The organism is Corynebacterium sp. 51B, from assembly GCF_008930785.1.
GTDB lineage: Bacteria > Actinomycetota > Actinomycetes > Mycobacteriales > Mycobacteriaceae > Corynebacterium > Corynebacterium megadyptis.
This window is the reverse complement of sequence record NZ_PQMK01000006.1, coordinates 39,336-55,388: the sequence shown is the minus strand read 5'-3', so window position 1 is coordinate 55,388 and position 16,053 is coordinate 39,336. Positions and strand designations below refer to the sequence as shown.

Below are 16,053 nucleotides of genomic sequence, written 5' to 3'. Positions count from 1 at the left end.
TGGCCGCCTCTACTCGTCGGTGGACGACTTCGCTGCAGTAGCCAGAAGTGCGTCTAGTACCACCTGTGCCATGCTCGACGACATACGCAGCTTGATCTTGCGCGCACCGCTGCCCTGCTCTGCCGCCGGCAAGAAGCCCGCCTTAACAGATTCCTCCAGCGCCTCTAGGGTCTCTTGGCGAAGCTCGTCTACGTCCGCCTCGATACGACGCGCTCCTCGCTGGCCGCGTACACGAAGCCCCCATGCCGGTGGTGCAATCTCGACGAGATCGCATTCGCTACGAATATGCCCGTCGTTTGCGACTAATTCGGTGGCCAGCATAGAGACTCCCAGTGCGGCTCGGATCACGGGTTCTTTGACCTCGTATCGATCGAGCGCTCGCAAGTCGGCTAGGGACACCGACGTCAATGATGCAATGCTCTCGCAGGTGTAGTGAATCGGAACGGAATCACCGGAAGTAATGATGGCGCCCAGACCAAAAGCTGACGGCTGCTTAGGTTTGATCCCCTTTACCTTGGAGTCGGACTCGACGACGGTGAGCTCTCCATCGTCTAGAACCAGTCGAGTACGACCGGAGGCAGGCAGTTTACCGGGCGTTTTGGTGGCGAACACGGGTGATGGTGACGCGCCGGTGCCGATGATTTGGGAGGAAATTGACCGTGCTCGTCGATGGGTGGACGTCGCTCCACTGGCCAACCAGTACCCCCAAATCACTGAGTTCAGGGAGACACCGGCGATCGTAGCGGCCTCTGAAGAAACGATCTCTCGATAGAGATCGCAGCTTGGCTGGGACCAGAGTGCTTTTCCGTTTTCCTCTGTCAGGCTGTAGCGCACCCAGCTATCAATGTGACGGTGCGACAGCTCCCACGAGGACGTCCGCAGCTGCTTCAGGACATCACCCAGCTCTGCTCGACGAGCCTGAGATTCTAGGCTGGGCATATTTTTAATCGCCCTAGCCATTGATTTTTCAACGGCTTCCTCGATGTCACTGTCGGAAGGCGCAGTGATTTCCACTGCGGGCAGCCAAGGATACAACTCAGGATCGTGGTAGATGACTGGCTCAGCACGCGTTGCCTCGCCTGCAACAGACGAGATGACAACCGATGGTGCTGTCCGTCCTGAGTTAGTGAACAAGAAGCCCTCATCATCGGGCAAGAGGACTGGCGCATTCTGGTTGATGCGATACGTGCGACCGTCGGTGTCACTGGGGTAGACAGCCGGAGCTACCGGCGTGGCTGGTCCGGCCGCCGGCTCAAGCTGGGCGTGACGAACAAGCGAGGGAGATTCAGAATGGAGGATATCCGAAAGCAGAGACATATACAGTGCCTTTCAAGAGTGTGGTTAGTGGATGGGGTGTACGTGAGCGAGGCCTAGTCCGTAGTTGAGGCCTCGCCCGAGGCCGTGACTGAGAACGTCATCGAGTTCAGCACCACCTCGGACAGTTGCGGTGATGGTCACTGCGGGAATGATTCCCGTGCGGCCAGCGGTTCGCCTGACATTGAACCTTTCGCCCACTGCCAGATCATCCGGTTCGAGGTTTCGCCGATTGAGGAGATCGAGAGCCCACTCATGGAGTTCATCTGGAGGAACCGGTACTCTACGCCCGCGAGGAGAATGTTGTTGGCGAACTTCTGGAGGTAGCGATCCCCTCTGGGAGCGTGCAACTAGGGCGTTAACAGTTACTTCAAGGTGGTATCGCTGTTCTGGATCTGTGGCTTGAAGCGCGCTGCGTTCCGCAGACAAGCCCGGTATCTGATGGTTGAGGTCGGGCCGGTGGCGCACGATAAGGTTATGCTCAGAAACGGCAAAAAGACATCTGGCGTCTGAACGAGGCATCGCCTCGTCCAACTGCCCATCTTCAAAACCGGACATCACTATTCTGTGGAGATCTTTCCTCGTGGCGTGTCTCAGATGGGATGGAAGCCCATATTGTAAGTCCACTCCAATACTGTCTTTGTGGCTCATGGTTTAACCATAGCTAGGCCCTCGGACATGTACTCAGAATTTGAACGCTTTTCGTATGTGTGTTCGCTTTCTCGAATCGGCATAAGTCTGGAAATCCTACGAAAGAATACCCTCGGCATACAGGTGTATGGCTAGGACATGATGGAGCAGTTCGGGGACTTATTGTGTGTGACTTATTTGTTTTGCCACGCGCCGCCGCGCGGGCAGCAACACGAGAAACCAACAACAGGCAAGGACCACCCCCACCACCGAATAGGGCCCAGAACCGCTCTCAATCACCGCCCAGGGCATGCCGGCAAAGAACTCGGCGCAGCGGTGAATCCACCACGTACAGGGTTCGATAATCCGCACTGCCACAGCGGCCAGCGGCTCCGCCCGCAGCGCCACTAAGACCACAGCGAACAAACCGACGATCGTCACCGGCGCCACCGCCGCGGCCACACACACATTGGCCGCCACCGCCACAGCAGAGACCCGCCCCACCATCAAGGCGAGCAGGGGCATAGTCACAATGTCCGCGGCAATCGCTACAGACAATGCTCGGATACACACATCAGGCAGCAGCAGCCATGCCAGCCGCGGGTAGAGATACGGGTGCAAGGCCACAATCCCTGCGGTAGCGGCACAGGAGAGGGCAAATCCATAGCTCACCGCCAGATCGCTGTCCCATAGCAACAGCCCCGTTATCGCCACAGCGAGCGCGTGCAGGGGTTCAGCCCGAGAGACACTCACCACCGCCACCAGCCCCACCACCCCGGTTACGGCCGCTCTTTTCACCGAGGGCTCCGGCCCCACCAGCACCACAAAGGCCACCAGCGCTATCCCCGCGGCCGCGCATTGCCAGCGCGGCCCGCAGCCGGCGAGCCGGCAGGCGATCACGCACGCGGTGGTCACGATGGCCACATTCGCCCCCGAGACGGCCGATAAGTGGCTGAGCCCCGTGGCGAGATAGGCCGCGGTTTCCTCCTCGCTTTGCAGGGAGGTATCGCCAAAGACCATGCCGGGGATGAGCCCCACCGAGCGCTGCCCCACGTTCTGCTGCACAAGCTCCATGAACCGTGCCCGCACGGTATGTGCGCAGTGGTCCCACCAGCTCGGCTCGCCCACAACACGGCCGTGCTGCAGCCGCGCCACCACGGCGTTCAGCCCGACGCGGGTGTCCTCCTGCAGCTGCACGCTGGCGACTACATGTTCGCCGCGATGGGGCTGCCAGCGTTCGCACGGGTGAAAGACGGGCAGCTCGGCTGGATAGCGAGCAAGGCGCAGGCGGGTAAGGCAGGTGCTGCCGCCGGATACGTCCGTGCTGCTGATTACTCGTCCCGCAAGCTCGTAGTGGCCGCGGGCCTGGGTTATGGGGTGCTGCTGGATGAGCAGGCGCCGCAGCTGGGCGACGCCACCGTGCACCACGACCGTAGCGGTCAGCAATAGGGCGCTTCCCGGCGCGCGATACGCCCACGCGGCGGCGACAGCGACCACCCCCAGCACCGCGAGGAGCAGCGGCCCATGCTCGGTGGCCACCACCACCCATGTGGATGCCCACGCCATGCAGGCGATCGGAATGAGGCGCAGCTCGATGAAGGCGACGGGAGGGTTCACAAGGTAACCAAGTCCTTTATTGCCTCGAATTTGGCGGGGCCGATTCCTTTGACCTCCAGCAGCTGATCGACGCTCTCAAAAGGCCCGGATGCCTCGCGATGGGCGATGATCGCTGCGGCGGTTGCTGCCCCCACCCCGGGCAGGGTCTCTAGTGCGGCGCTATCGGCGCTGTTGAGCGCTACCTTCCCGCCCGGCGCAGCGCCCGGTGCTGCGGGGTTGAGTGGGGCTGCACCGGCAATGGGGAGATCCTCCTCGGGGCCGGGCACATAGAGTTGCTGGCCGTCGCTGAGTTTTTGGGCCAGGTTGATTGCGCTGAGCTGCGCCTCCGGCAGCGGGGCGGCATGGCGGAGCGCATCATCGGTGCGCGCACCTGCGGGCAGGTGCTGCAGCCCAGGATTGGCGACGTGCCCGACCACGGCCACCACGATCTCCTTAGGTTGCTCGGTGGTGGTCTCATCTTCATAGACAGCCACCGATTCGACCGGCGGCGGGGATGCACCGCGGAGCTGGGGCACAAGAAATACCCCGCCGAGGAGCAGCAGTACCACGGCGGCGATCAGGCCGTGGCGCGGGCTCAGCCGCAGGCGGGGGTTATCGGGATAGCGGACCTGCAGGAGGTCTTCTTCGCCGGTGGGGCGAGTTAGCTCGCGCAGGCGATCAAGCGGAGAGGCGGAAGTCATGCCCCGCAGGCTAGGTGGCGGGCGAGGTGGCGTCGATAAGCGTGTGGTGCGGGCTGTGTACTACAGCTCCTTTTCCACAGCCAGGGCCTTGATGACGGCGCTGGGGTTGCCGCGAGTCACGCTCACCGCTATGGTGCCTGGCCCAGTATGGGTGGCGAGAGCCGGTTCGAGGCGATCCAGCCGCACCGTGGAATCAACATGGATGCGCTCCACGATGTGTATGGCCAGCTGGCGGGCGGATTCGCGGGCCTCGTGGTGCAGCACCGTCACCACCGCCGGTTCCTCGCAGCAATACAGCTCCACGACCTCGGCGAGCTTCGCTAGCGCCTTGGCTTGGGTACGGGTTTTCGCGGCGATCTCGATGCGGCCCTGTTTGAGATGCATGAGCGGGCGGATCGCGAGCGTGGCAGAGAAGAGCACATTGGCGGCCGAGAGACGCCCAGACTTGCGCAGCTCATCGATCTTGTGCACGTAAAACCACACCTCGGAGTGCTCGAGCACCTCCAAAGCGGCGTCATAGCAGGCATCAAGATCGGCGCCCTCGCGGGCCTTGAGGGCGGCGGCAATACAGGCAATACCAATGGTGGGCCCTAAGGATTCGGTGTCGAGCACGCGGACGCGGCTATCCTCAAATACCCCGGCGGCGGTGACGGCCGCGGACCATGTGGAGGAGATCTCCTTGGACATGTGCAGGGCGAGCACGCCCTCGTCGCCACCGCGTTCTAGCTGGCGGGCATAGGCGGCCACGAGCTCGAGCGCGGATAGCCCCGCGGTGGTGCGGTCTTTGTCCGAGTGGGTGACATGAATGTCTACCACCGTGATGCCGAGCTGCTCCGCGAGCGCGGGCGGCAGGCAGGCGGTGGAGTCGGTGACGATGCGCACCGTCATGGGTGCGTGCTTTCACACACCGTCAGCCCTGGGGTCACACCCACGTTCCATCCCTCGAGATACCACTGGGCATTGTCCAGATTGTCGGCGGTGAAGGACTGCGGCCGAGTGGAACCGGGGGCATAGTGCGGGCGGGCCTGTAGCTGCGCCCAGCAGGTATTAGACACCGTGGACAGCCGGGAGAATTCCTCGGCCGTAGCGAAGCCGAGCAGCGAGCCGGTGAGGGCGTTGATCGTGCCGCCGTGGGCGACAAACAGAATGGACTTGTCTTCCCACTCCTCTACCTCGGCCATGGCCTCATCCACTACGGCCCGCGCCCGAGCGGCAACCTCAAGGCGGGTTTCCCCACCCGGCGGCGCCCAAGACACATCATGGCGCCAACGAGCGCGCGCCCCAGGGGTGGCGGCGTCGATCTCCGCGTGGGTTTTGCCCTGCCACTCCCCGAGATGGGTTTCGCGCAATCGCTCATCGGTGATGAGGGGAATGTCCAGCAGCGTGGCGACTTCCCGCGCCGTATCGTGGGCGCGCTGCAAATCAGAGCAGACCACGCGCACAAAGTTCAGCCCCGATAGATAGCGGGCGGCTTGGCGCGCCTGAATCACACCACGCTCGCTGAGCTTCGTGTCGAGCTGACCTTGCATGCGAGCGGTGGCGTTATATTCGGTCTCTCCGTGGCGTAGCAGGACGAGTCGTCGGCCCATCGCGCTAGATTTCGTTCTCGGAGGGATCCTCGCCGGCGAGCGGGATCTGTCCGATGTCGTTGACCTCGCGGATATCCACCTCGTCGCCCCAGTCCTCGGGGCGGGTGAGCGTTTCCAAACCCTCGACGTCTACCAGCGGGCAGTCCGCCCAGAGACGATCGAGGCCGTAGAACTGACGCTCGGGGCCGCGGAAGATGTGGACCACGATGTCTTCATAATCCAGCAGCGCCCAGCGTCCCTCACGGGTACCTTCGCGGCGCGTGGGGTGGTTCCGGCCAGCCTTGGCCAGCTGGTCCTCCACCTCCTCCACGATGGCGCTGACCTGGCGCTCGTTATCGGCGCTGGCGATCACAAAACACTCGGTAATGGCGAGGCGCTCGGACACATCGATCACGGCGATCTCTTCGGCCAGCTTCTCGCTGGCGGCAAGCGCTGCGATCGACGCGTACTTAATGGCGGATTCTCGTGCTGTCACTTAATAAAACTCCTTAAAATTCTTCTTCTACCGTAATCTATCGACTGCCTTCGGCGTGAGTTTCCGCGCCCGCGCCCTCATAGGACGGCTGCGATAGGCGATCCCGCCCCTCGGGCCGGTAGAGCTGCCGCTTGGCTATGTATTGCACCACTCCATCCGGCACAAGGTACCAGACCGGCCGTCCGGCCCGCGCCCGAGCGCGGCAATCGGTGGAGCTGATCGCCATTGCGGGAATTTCCACGATGGATAGGTGCTCATGATCGACTTCGGGAAGAATATCCTCCTCCAGCTCATAGCCGGGGCGGCTGACACCCACGAAATGCGCGAGGTTAAACATCTCCTCCCAGTCCCGCCAGGTGACGATCTTCGCCAAGGCATCCGCGCCGGTAATAAAGAAGAGCTCGGCGCGGGGAAACTGTTCCCGCAGATCGTGCAGGGTGTCGATGGTATAGGTACTCCCACCGCGATCGATATCCACCCGCGAGGTCGAGAAGCGTGGATTGGAGGCGGTGGCGATCACCGTCATCAGGTAGCGATCCTCCGCATCAGAGACATCGCGCCCAGCTTTTTGCCAGGGCTGGCCGGTGGGAACAAAGAGCACCTGGTCCAGCTGGAAACGATCGGCCACTTCGCTGGCGGCTACGAGGTGGCCGTGGTGAATCGGATCGAAGGTGCCTCCCATGATTCCGATACGTGCAGGGGCGCTCACGGGCGGGTGTGGCCTTCCCCACGCACAATCCACTTGGTGGAGGTCAGCTCCGGCAGCCCCACGGGGCCGCGGGCGTGCAGCTTCTGGGTAGAGATTCCGATCTCCGAGCCGAAGCCGAACTGCTCGCCATCGGTAAAGGCGGTAGAGGCGTTGAGCATCACCGCCGCGGCGTCCACTTCGCGACCGAAACGCTCCACCACGCCGCTGTCTTGGGCGGCAATGGCCTCGGTGTGGCCCGAGGAGTGGGCGCGGATGTGCTCGATCGCCCCAGCGACACCCTCCACTACCACGGCGGTGATATCCATGGAGAGATACTCGGTGTCCAGGTCCTCCGCCGTGGCGGCCACGGCTTCATCGTTGAGCTCCAGCAGCTGCTCATCGGCGTGCACGCGCACCCCGGCAGCCACCAGGGCGTCGATGATGGCACGACGGCTGGAGGTGTCGAGGGCGGCGTCGATAAGCACGGTCTCGGTGGCGTTGCACACGCTCACCCGACGGGTTTTGCCATTGAGTAGCAGGGCGATGGCCTGCTCCAGATCCGCCGAGGCATCAATATAGAGGTGGCAGTTGCCGGTGCCGGTTTCGATGGTGGGCACCGTGGCGCCGGTGACCACAGCATCGATCAGGCCGGCCCCGCCCCGCGGGATCACCAGATCCACCAGCCCGCGGGCAGTGATCAGTTCAGTAACGCTCTCGCGGCTCTCGCAGGGCACCAGCTGTGCGGCGGCACGCGGCAGGTCATGCGCGGCGAGCACATCCTGCAGGATGGCCACCAGCGCCCGGTTGGATTCCACTGCGGACTTAGAGCCGCGCAGCAGCGCCACGTTGCCGGACTTCAGGCACAGGCCAAAGGCATCAACGGTGACATTCGGGCGCGCCTCGTACACCATGCCAATTACTCCGAGCGGCACCCGCACCTGGCTGAGTACCAGCCCATTCGGCAGAGTGTGGCCGCGGGTGATCTCCCCGACGGGATCGCTCAGCGCCGCCACTTGGCGCAGGCCATCAGCGATGCCGCTAATCCGCTCGGTGCTCAGAGCGAGGCGGTCGAGCAGCGCCTCCGAGGTGCCAGCAGCGCGTTCCCGTTCCAGGTCGCGCTCGTTGGCTTCGATTATCTCCTCGGCGCGCTCTTCGAGGGCCGCCGCGGCCGCCAGCAGCACCTCATCCTTCGCCGGGGTGCGCAGCTGCGCGATGCTCGTACTTGCCTCACGCGCGGCGCGGGCTAGGTCCAAAGTCGTTGTAGTAGCGTTCATAGCTCACAACTCTAGCGTGCACTGACGCTTGACGACGCCATCTCGCAGCCACAGCAGCCCGGCAGGCCACTAATAGCCCTGATCCACCGTCACCTCGGTGGGCATGGTCTCCCCCGCCTGATAGGCGGTGAAATTCTCCACGATCTGGGGAGCAATCAGCCGGCGGATTGAGTCCTTCGTATTGGCGGTATGAGGGGTGATCACCACCTGCTCCATCTCCCATAAGGGGTGGCCATCCGGCAGCGGCTCCGGCTCGGTCACATCGAGTCCGGCGCCGGCGATCTCCCCACGATTGAGGGCATCCACCAGGGCGTCGCTATCTACGAGCGGGCCGCGGCCAACGTTGATGAGCACCGCATGCTCGGGCATGAGCTTTAAGGTGCGCTCGTTGATCATGTGGTGGGTGTCGTCTGTGAGCGGGGCGGCGAGAATCACCGCGTCCGAGGAGGACAGCACCTCATCGCGATGCTCCGAGGAATAGGTCTTATCGGCCCCCTCCACGGGGTTACCGGAATTATTGACCGCGAGGACAGTGCAGCCGAAGCCTTTAAGCATGGGCACCAGCTCGCGGCCGATACCGCCGGCACCAATGATGCTCACGGTGCTATCGAAGAGCCAGCGGGTGGCGCTATCCACCTGCTTCTGGCAGCTCCACGACTGGGCGCGGGCCACCGGGGTGTGCTGGTGCAATTGGGCCAGCAAGAGCGCCACGGCGGACTCCGCCACTGGGCGGGCGAAGGTGCCGGAGCAATTAGAGTAGCGGCGCGAGCCATCGATAACGCCATGCGTGAAGTAGGCATCAATACCGGCGAGCCCAAACTGCACCCACTTCACGGAGTCGGGCAGCTCGGGAAAATCCTCGGCCGAGCCGTTGTATACGAGCAGCTCTGCCTCGGAGAGATCATCGGTCAACTCACCACCGACGGCAGCGAGTTGTTCTTCTACGGTGTCCCAGTGCGTCGGTCCCATTGCATATTTCATGCACCCCACACTACGCATGTGAGGAATAGCTCGACAGGTAATCCGCGTGGATTACCGGTCGCTTCATGCCCTCCGGCAGCTCGTGGGTGTGCTTGCCCAGCATTCCGTGCAAGGTCTTGGCATCATAGGAAACCTCGCCACGGGCGATGGTGGTGCCCTTGGGGTCCTGAATTTCCACAATGTCGCCGGAGCGGAACTCGCCATCCACCTCGGTGATACCCACGGCCAAGAGCGAGGAGCCGCCACGCTGCACCACGCGCGCCGCGCCCTCGTCCACGCGCACCACGCCAGAAACATCCGCGGCATAGAGCGCCCAGAAGTTCCAGGCCTTCAAGCGTCCCTGCTCCGGGTGGAATACCGTTCCCACCTGGGCAGAGGCGAGTGCCGGGCCGATATTATCGGCGCTGGCGAGCAGGACGGGGATACCGCCGCGGGAGGCGAGCCGGGCAGCAGATACCTTGGAGGCCATGCCGCCGGTACCCACCTTGCCGCCATCGCCGGCCACAACACCTGCGAGATCCTCCGGCCCAGTGACATCGGCGACAAACTTCGCTCCGGGCTCGGCTGGGTTGCGGTCATAGAGACCATCCACATCCGAGAGCAGCACCAGCGCATCGGCCCTGATGAGGTGGGCGACGATCGCCGCGAGGCGATCATTGTCGCCGAAGCGCAGCTCGGAGGTAGCCACCGTATCGTTTTCGTTGATGATGGGCACACAGCGCAGCTGCCGCAGCCGCTCCACGGTGCGCTGGGCGTTGCGGGCGCGGGAACGCTCCGCTGCGTCGGAGGCGGTGAGCAGCACCTGGCCGGTGGTGCGGCCATAGCGGGCGAAGGAGCGACCCCACTGATAGGCCAAGTGCACCTGGCCCACCGAGGCGGCCGCCTGCTTGGTGGCCAGATCCCCCGGCCGGCTTTTCAGGCCCATGGGGGCCATGCCGGCGGCCACCGCACCGGAACTGACGATAATCACATCGGTGCCAGCCTCCATGCGGGCTTGGCAGGCGTCCACGAAACGGTTGATCTTCTCCGCCGAGACCGCATAGTTCTCGTCTGTCACCGAGGAGCTGCCCAGCTTGACCACGATCTTCTTGGCCTTGGCAATCTCCCCACGCAGTCCTTCTCCAGCGGGTTCGTCGAGCACCGTCTCCGGTATTCCGGCGGGCGGGAACTCAGCCGTTGGGGTGTCCTGCAGGGCATAGGGGGTAGTGGGCAGCAGTGTATCTTCGTTCATCTATTCCTAACCCTCCCAGCGGTCGCGGGAGGCTTCTTCGTCACCAAAGTCGAACTCATCGATCAGGCCGCGGCGCGCCTGGGAGGCGCGCTTACGCTCTGCGGCGGTAGAACGGGTGGAACGCCCAATGCGGGCATCGGTGCCACGGGCGGTAGCTGGGGAACCGGACTCGCTGACACCAGCGGTGGTTAGCGGCTCCCACTCGAAGGTGATCTCACCAATGGTCACCTCGGCACCCTCGCGGGCGCCCATCTTATACAGAGCATCCTCTACACCCAACTTGGCCAGACGGTCCGCGAGATACCCCACCGCCTCGTCGTTCTCGAAGTCGGTTTGTTGAATCCAGCGGCGCGGCTTCTCGCCCAGCACCTCGTAGCCGCCGGGGTTATTCGGATCGGCCACCACGCGGAAATCATCTTTCTTATGGGCGTCCACCGCAACCGGGCGCACCACGGTGCGCTGTTGGCGCTGCTTGGGATGCTTCTTCCGGTGCTCCTTCACCAGCTCCATGAGGCGATAGCGCAGCGGGTCGAGGCCCTGATGCGCCACGGCGGAGATGATGAATACCGGCCAGCCGAAGGCCTCGCGGAGATCCTCCATTACGAACTCGGCCAGCTCCCGTGCCTCGGGGATATCGGCCTTATTCAAGATGATCACACGGGGGCGTTCGCGCAGATCGCCCAAGCCGGTGTCATGATCGAGCACCGACTGGTAGGCGGCCAGCTCATTTTCCAGCGCCTCGATATCTGAGACCGGATCGCGTCCCGGCTCGAGCGTGGCAAGGTCCACCACATGGGCGAGCACGGCGGTGCGTTCAATATGGCGCAAAAAGTCCAGACCAAGGCCCTTGCCCTCGGAGGCACCCGGGATCAGCCCCGGCACATCCGCGATGGTGAAGGAATCATTGCCCATGTCCACCACCCCAAGATTGGGCTGCAGGGTGGTAAAGGGGTAATCGCCGATCTTGGGTCGCGCCGCGGAGAGCACGGAAATCAAGGACGACTTACCGGCAGAGGGAAAGCCCACGAGCCCCACGTCTGCCATGGACTTTAGCTCCAAGATCAGATCGCGTTGCTCCCCTGGCTCGCCCTTCAGCGCAAAGCCCGGGGCCTTGCGCTGCTTATTGGCCAGCGCCGCATTGCCGAGGCCACCGAAGCCGCCCGAGGCGGCCACGAAGCGGGTACCCACGGCCACCAGATCCGCCAGCACCTCTCCGTCCTCATTGAGCACTACGGTGCCCGGCGGCACCTCGAGCACGAGGTCCTCGCCGCGGGCGCCATTGCGGTGATCGCCGGCGCCATTGTTGCCGCGGGAGGCCTTCAGGTGGGGGCGATAGTGGAAATCGAGCAGGGTGTGGGCTTGGTCAGAGACCTCAAGGATGATGTCTCCGCCATGCCCGCCATTGCCGCCATCCGGTCCGCCGAGGGGCTTGAACTTTTCGCGGTGCACAGAAGCACAGCCATGCCCGCCGTCACCAGCCTGCAGGTGCAGTACAACGCGGTCTACGAAACGGTTCATGTGGTCCTTTAGATCGAGGAAGGTTAAGCACCTGATTGTAACTCACAGCCGCAGCAATCCACACGATCCCCGATGCGGAGAGCACGGGCGGCACCTTCATGCCGGCCCTAACGCCGCGTGTAGCCCACCGGAGAATGATTAAAGCCGCCTGCCTCCCCGTGCGGGGAAACAAGCGGCTTAGATCTGAAGCTCTACAAGCTTTAGGCAGCTTCGGTCGGAACGATGTTCACCATGCGACGGTTGCGCTTGGTGGTGAACTCGACGGAGCCCGCTGCAAGAGCGAACAGGGTATCGTCGCCACCGCGGCCGACGTTCTCGCCGGGGTGGAACTTGGTGCCGCGCTGACGGATGAGAATCTCGCCTGCGTTCACCTTCTGGCCGCCGAAGCGCTTCACGCCGAGGCGCTTTGCTTCGGAGTCACGACCGTTGCTGGAGCTGGATGCACCCTTCTTGTGTGCCATGACGGTTTTTCTCCTTTAAGCCTTCTCGGCCTACTTGATGCCGCTAACCTTGATAACGGTCAGGTTCTGACGGTGACCCTGACGCTTCATGTAACGGCTCTTGTTCTTGTACTTCAGGTTACGGATCTTCGGGCCCTTGACGTGCTCGATAATCTCCGCGGAAACTTCCACCTTGGCAAGCTTGTCGGCGTCGGTGGTCACATTGGCGCCGTCGACGAGAAGAACCGGGGTGAGAGCCACGGACGAACCCGGCTCACCCTCGATCTTCTCGACCTTGACGAGGTCACCTTCGGCAACCTTGTACTGCTTGCCGCCGGTCTTGACGATCGCGTACATAGGAGGGCTACCCCTTTTTCTAAAAACTCGGCTCGGGCACTCGAGGCGCCCGATTTAAGGACTTGTACTTTATTTCATGCTGAACGCACTGCGAACAGCGACTGTCCAAGACTACCTTTATCGGCTAGCAAAACACAAACCGCTACTTTTTGTTTGTGCTCCGGCGTGTCGCGCGACGCCTCCGGCCCTTGCTTGTCGACGCCGCCTGGCGCTTCTCCGGCTGTCGCTTCTCGGACTGGCGCTTCTCCGACGCCTGCTCTCGCGCGGGTGCCTGCTCTGCACGGCTGTTCTTGCGCACCACCCGGCGACGACCACGCCGCCGCCGCGGGGACGAGTCCGAGGACTCCTCCTTATCCGCGCGCTGCTGCGGCTCGGGGACCGGCTCGGACTGCGGAGCGGGGCTACGGTTCTCCTCGGAGCAAGCGCCCCGAGTGGAGCTACGGCGCCTGCCGCCGCGGCTGCGCCGCGAGGACTGGCGACGGGAACCATCGCCGGAGTCGCGTGAGTCACGCGAATCCGCTGCGTCCTCGGTCTCCTCGGCCTTGTCAGCGCTGGGCTGGGCAGGCTCGAAGTCCTCTCGCTTGGGCGCGTGATCCGAGCGGGAGTTCCCGCGGGTCGCACGCTTGCGGCGCGGGGAGCGTTCGAACTCCGCCATGGCCTCGTCGAAGCTGGCCGGGGTGTAGTCCGCACCCGAGGGCTCGTCTGGGTCTTCCGCATCGGCGGTGTGGACCGCCTTGGCGGCGATGGCCTGCACATCCTCGGCGCTGCTCTCTTCGGCACGCTTCTTCTCGGAGCGCTTCTTCTTGGCCGGCTCCTCAGCCTGGGCAGAGTCCTTATTATCGGCAGCACGCTTCGTATTCGTGCGCTTGGTGCTGCGGCGACGGCCGCGGCGCTGACGCTTCTCGGATTTCTCTTCGCGCTCAGCGTTCTCCGCCGAGTCCTCCGTGTTCTCCGCTTGGGAATTGAGCGAGATGACGGCGTCGGCAAGCTCCTCGATGCTCTTCTCCGACTCCTCCTCGCGGTGCATCGCGAGGGCTGCGGGGTGCGAAGCCGGATCGTGGAAGGAGTGCTTCTTGTCCTGCTTGTCGTTCTTCTCGTTCTTCTCGCGACGCTCGGAGCGATCGGACTTGTCGCCCCTATCGCCGCGGCGGCGCGGCTTGTGCGCCGGCTGCTCGCTCTGCTCGACCGGGTCGGTGTGAATAATCAGGCCACGGCCATCACAGTGCTCACACTCGGTGGCGAAGGTATCGAGCAGGCCGGTACCCAGCTTCTTGCGGGTCATCTGCACCAGACCCAGCGAGGTCACCTCGGACACCTGGTGGCGGGTACGGTCCCGGCCCAGTGCCTCCTTGAGGCGGCGCAGCACGAGATCCTGGTTCTCGGGCAGGACCATATCGATGAAGTCCACCACGATCATGCCGCCGAGGTCACGCAGCCGCATTTGGCGCACAATCTCCTCCGCAGCCTCGAGGTTGTTCTGGGTGACGGTCTCCTCGAGATTGCCGCCGGTGCCGGTGAACTTACCGGTGTTCACATCCACCACGGTCATGGCTTCGGTGCGATCGATCACCAGGGTGCCGCCGGACGGCAGCCACACCTTGCGGGAGAGGGCCTTGGAGAGCTGCTCATCCACGCGGTAGTGCTCAAAGGCATCCACCCCACCGTGTTTGTTGGGGTCATACTTTTCCATGCGATCCTCCAGATCGGAGGCCACGGAGTGCACATAGGCGTAGACGGTGTTCCACGCCTTCGAACCATCCACCACGAGGTGGGAGAAGTCTTCATTGAAGAGGTCGCGGATCACCTTCACCAGCATGTTGGGCTCTTCATACATGGCGACCGGCTTCGAGCCCTTGGAGGACTTCTCCTTCTTGGTGCGCTCATCGATCTGCTCCCACTGGGCGTGCAGACGAGCCACATCAGCAGCGATGGCCTCCTCGCTCACCCCTTCCGCAGCGGTGCGGATAATGGCCCCACCCTGCTCGGGAACAACGCGCTTGAGAATGTCCTTCAGCCGAGCCCGTTCTGGGGCGGGCAGCTTGCGGGAAATACCTGCGGTACGACCACCTGGGACATATACCAAGAATCGACCGGCTAGCGAGATCTGGGTGGAGAGCCGTGCACCCTTGTGCCCGATCGGGTCCTTCACCACCTGCACGAGCACCTGATCGCCGCTCTTGAGAGCGTGTTCGATGGTGCGACGACGCCCGCCGAGACCGGCGGCACGCCAATCCACCTCACCGGCGTAGAGCACACCATTGCGGCCCTTGCCGATGTCGATGAACGCGGCCTCCATGCTGGGCAGCACATTTTGGACGCGGCCCAGATAAATATTGCCCACCATCGAGGACTGGGTATCGGAGGTCACGAAATGTTCCACCAGCATGCCGTCTTCCAGCACGCCCACCTGCGTCACCCGTCCTGGGTGATCGGTGCGTTCCTTTTCCCGCACCACCATGGTGCGCTCCACGGACTCGCGGCGCGCCAGGAACTCGGCCTCGCTGACGATATGGCGTTCATTCTTGCGCGCTTCTCGACGCTCACTCCGGCGGCGACGCTGCGCCTCCAAACGGGTCGAGCCCTTGATGGCCTTGGGCTCATCAATCGGTTCGGGATCGGCGTCCTTCTGTGGCGACTTCTTGGACTTTGCCGGCTTATCCTCGCGCTTGTCCTCATTCGACTTGCGGGACTTGCGCTCGCGCAGCTTGTCCTCGCGGCGCGGCTTCTCCTTCTCCGCGGCCGGTGCGGTCTCCTCCGGCGCGGCGGCGTCGACAGCGGGAGGGATGAACAGCGGCATGGGTGCCGCTGCGGCGGAAGGATCCTCCGGCGCTGGGGTGATCTCGGGGACGATCTCCTCGAGAAGCTCCTCGGAGGCATAGCTCGCGAGCTGCTTGTCCACCTTTTCTTCGATCTGGCTGATCTCGTTTTTCACGTTGTTTTCCACGCGCTTACGGATCCGCACCTCCGGGGATTCCTCCCCGTTGTTGGGCTCCGGATCTGGGGTGCCGCTGCGGAGGGCCTCGAGCAGCTGGGCGGCCTCGTCCTTGGTGAGCGAGGACTGCGCCACCTTGACCAGTCCGATCTTATCCAGCTCAATGATGAGTTCCTTGGAGCTCATGCCCAGCATCTTCGCCATGGCAAAGACTCGGGTTCGCTCCCCTAGCTGGTTGATATCAAGTTCAGTTGTGTTGGGCTTTTCGGCCACGTTCTACTCCTTTATACGAATCCGCGAGGGAGCTCGGCTCGACCACGCGCGATT

Annotated in this window: 15 protein-coding genes; all 15 read right to left on the bottom strand. The window is 63.3% G+C overall.

Going from position 1 to position 16,053, the window contains the following annotated elements; translation table 11 throughout:
• Positions 1 to 9: 9 nt before the first annotated feature.
• Positions 10 to 1,317 (bottom strand): type I-U CRISPR-associated protein Cas7, encoded by a 1,308-nt coding sequence (locus tag GBB14_RS07980; protein WP_151529131.1) that lies wholly within the window; start codon positions 1,315 to 1,317, stop codon positions 10 to 12.
• Positions 1,318 to 1,341: 24 nt separating this feature from the next.
• Complete coding sequence (locus tag GBB14_RS10820) at positions 1,342 to 1,872, bottom strand: type I-E CRISPR-associated protein Cas6/Cse3/CasE (protein ID WP_192796250.1); 531 nt, start codon at positions 1,870 to 1,872, stop codon at positions 1,342 to 1,344.
• A gap of 252 nt (positions 1,873 to 2,124) precedes the next feature.
• On the bottom strand, positions 2,125 to 3,561 hold the full coding sequence (locus tag GBB14_RS07970; RefSeq protein ID WP_151529129.1) for a ComEC/Rec2 family competence protein: 1,437 nt from the start codon (positions 3,559 to 3,561) through the stop codon (positions 2,125 to 2,127).
• Positions 3,558 to 4,241 carry a ComEA family DNA-binding protein gene (locus GBB14_RS07965; RefSeq protein ID WP_151529128.1) on the bottom strand — a complete coding sequence of 228 codons (684 nt, stop codon included), beginning with the start codon at positions 4,239 to 4,241 and terminating at the stop codon, positions 3,558 to 3,560. Before GBB14_RS07965 ends, GBB14_RS07970 begins: the two co-directional genes overlap by 4 nt.
• A 60-nt stretch (positions 4,242 to 4,301) precedes the next feature.
• Positions 4,302 to 5,129, bottom strand: a complete 828-nt coding sequence (locus GBB14_RS07960) for a DegV family protein (protein ID WP_151529127.1) — start codon at positions 5,127 to 5,129, stop codon at positions 4,302 to 4,304.
• Positions 5,126 to 5,830 (bottom strand): histidine phosphatase family protein, encoded by a 705-nt coding sequence (locus tag GBB14_RS07955; RefSeq protein WP_151529126.1) that lies wholly within the window; start codon positions 5,828 to 5,830, stop codon positions 5,126 to 5,128. Before GBB14_RS07955 ends, GBB14_RS07960 begins: the two co-directional genes overlap by 4 nt.
• Before the next feature lie 4 nt (positions 5,831 to 5,834).
• Entirely contained in the window at positions 5,835 to 6,305 is a 471-nt protein-coding gene (rsfS, locus tag GBB14_RS07950) for a ribosome silencing factor (protein ID WP_151529125.1), read from the bottom strand.
• Between the two features lie 37 nt (positions 6,306 to 6,342).
• Positions 6,343 to 7,014: a nicotinate-nucleotide adenylyltransferase gene (gene nadD / locus GBB14_RS07945; protein ID WP_151529124.1), complete on the bottom strand. Its 672-nt coding sequence runs from the start codon at positions 7,012 to 7,014 to the stop codon at positions 6,343 to 6,345.
• Positions 7,011 to 8,267, bottom strand: a complete 1,257-nt coding sequence (locus GBB14_RS07940) for a glutamate-5-semialdehyde dehydrogenase (RefSeq protein ID WP_151529123.1) — start codon at positions 8,265 to 8,267, stop codon at positions 7,011 to 7,013. Before GBB14_RS07940 ends, nadD begins: the two co-directional genes overlap by 4 nt.
• A gap of 69 nt (positions 8,268 to 8,336) precedes the next feature.
• The gene (locus tag GBB14_RS07935; RefSeq protein WP_151529122.1) at positions 8,337 to 9,248 is read right to left on the bottom strand and encodes a D-isomer specific 2-hydroxyacid dehydrogenase family protein; all 912 of its coding nucleotides are present in this window, start codon (positions 9,246 to 9,248) and stop codon (positions 8,337 to 8,339) included.
• A gap of 10 nt (positions 9,249 to 9,258) precedes the next feature.
• Positions 9,259 to 10,479, bottom strand: coding sequence for a glutamate 5-kinase (gene proB / locus GBB14_RS07930; RefSeq protein WP_151529121.1), 1,221 nt, complete (start codon positions 10,477 to 10,479; stop codon positions 9,259 to 9,261).
• Positions 10,480 to 10,485: 6 nt separating this feature from the next.
• Entirely contained in the window at positions 10,486 to 11,997 is a 1,512-nt protein-coding gene (gene obgE / locus GBB14_RS07925) for a GTPase ObgE (RefSeq protein ID WP_151529120.1), read from the bottom strand.
• Positions 11,998 to 12,197: 200 nt separating this feature from the next.
• A complete protein-coding gene (gene rpmA, locus GBB14_RS07920; protein ID WP_151529119.1) occupies positions 12,198 to 12,458 on the bottom strand; it encodes a 50S ribosomal protein L27 in 261 nt (86 codons plus the stop codon).
• 30 nt (positions 12,459 to 12,488) lie between these two features.
• Complete coding sequence (gene rplU / locus GBB14_RS07915) at positions 12,489 to 12,794, bottom strand: 50S ribosomal protein L21 (RefSeq protein ID WP_151529118.1); 306 nt, start codon at positions 12,792 to 12,794, stop codon at positions 12,489 to 12,491.
• A 142-nt stretch (positions 12,795 to 12,936) separates the two neighbouring features.
• Entirely contained in the window at positions 12,937 to 15,999 is a 3,063-nt protein-coding gene (locus GBB14_RS07910) for a translation initiation factor IF-2 N-terminal domain-containing protein (protein WP_151529117.1), read from the bottom strand.
• Positions 16,000 to 16,053: the final 54 nt, after the last annotated feature.

What these genes read in the sequence shown, in the direction of transcription:
- GBB14_RS07980 (WP_151529131.1), bottom strand. Translation starts at nt 1,317, where the DNA reads ATGTCTCTGCTTTCGGATATCCTCCATTCTGAATCTCCCTCGCTTGTT.
- GBB14_RS10820 (WP_192796250.1), bottom strand. Translation starts at nt 1,872, where the DNA reads ATGTCCGGTTTTGAAGATGGGCAGTTGGACGAGGCGATGCCTCGTTCA.
- GBB14_RS07965 (WP_151529128.1), bottom strand. Translation starts at nt 4,241, where the DNA reads ATGACTTCCGCCTCTCCGCTTGATCGCCTGCGCGAGCTAACTCGCCCC.
- GBB14_RS07960 (WP_151529127.1), bottom strand. Translation starts at nt 5,129, where the DNA reads ATGACGGTGCGCATCGTCACCGACTCCACCGCCTGCCTGCCGCCCGCG.
- GBB14_RS07955 (WP_151529126.1), bottom strand. Translation starts at nt 5,830, where the DNA reads ATGGGCCGACGACTCGTCCTGCTACGCCACGGAGAGACCGAATATAAC.
- GBB14_RS07940 (WP_151529123.1), bottom strand. Translation starts at nt 8,267, where the DNA reads ATGAACGCTACTACAACGACTTTGGACCTAGCCCGCGCCGCGCGTGAG.
- GBB14_RS07935 (WP_151529122.1), bottom strand. Translation starts at nt 9,248, where the DNA reads ATGAAATATGCAATGGGACCGACGCACTGGGACACCGTAGAAGAACAA.
- proB (WP_151529121.1), bottom strand. Translation starts at nt 10,479, where the DNA reads ATGAACGAAGATACACTGCTGCCCACTACCCCCTATGCCCTGCAGGAC.
- obgE (WP_151529120.1), bottom strand. Translation starts at nt 11,997, where the DNA reads ATGAACCGTTTCGTAGACCGCGTTGTACTGCACCTGCAGGCTGGTGAC.
- rpmA (WP_151529119.1), bottom strand. Translation starts at nt 12,458, where the DNA reads ATGGCACACAAGAAGGGTGCATCCAGCTCCAGCAACGGTCGTGACTCC.
- rplU (WP_151529118.1), bottom strand. Translation starts at nt 12,794, where the DNA reads ATGTACGCGATCGTCAAGACCGGCGGCAAGCAGTACAAGGTTGCCGAA.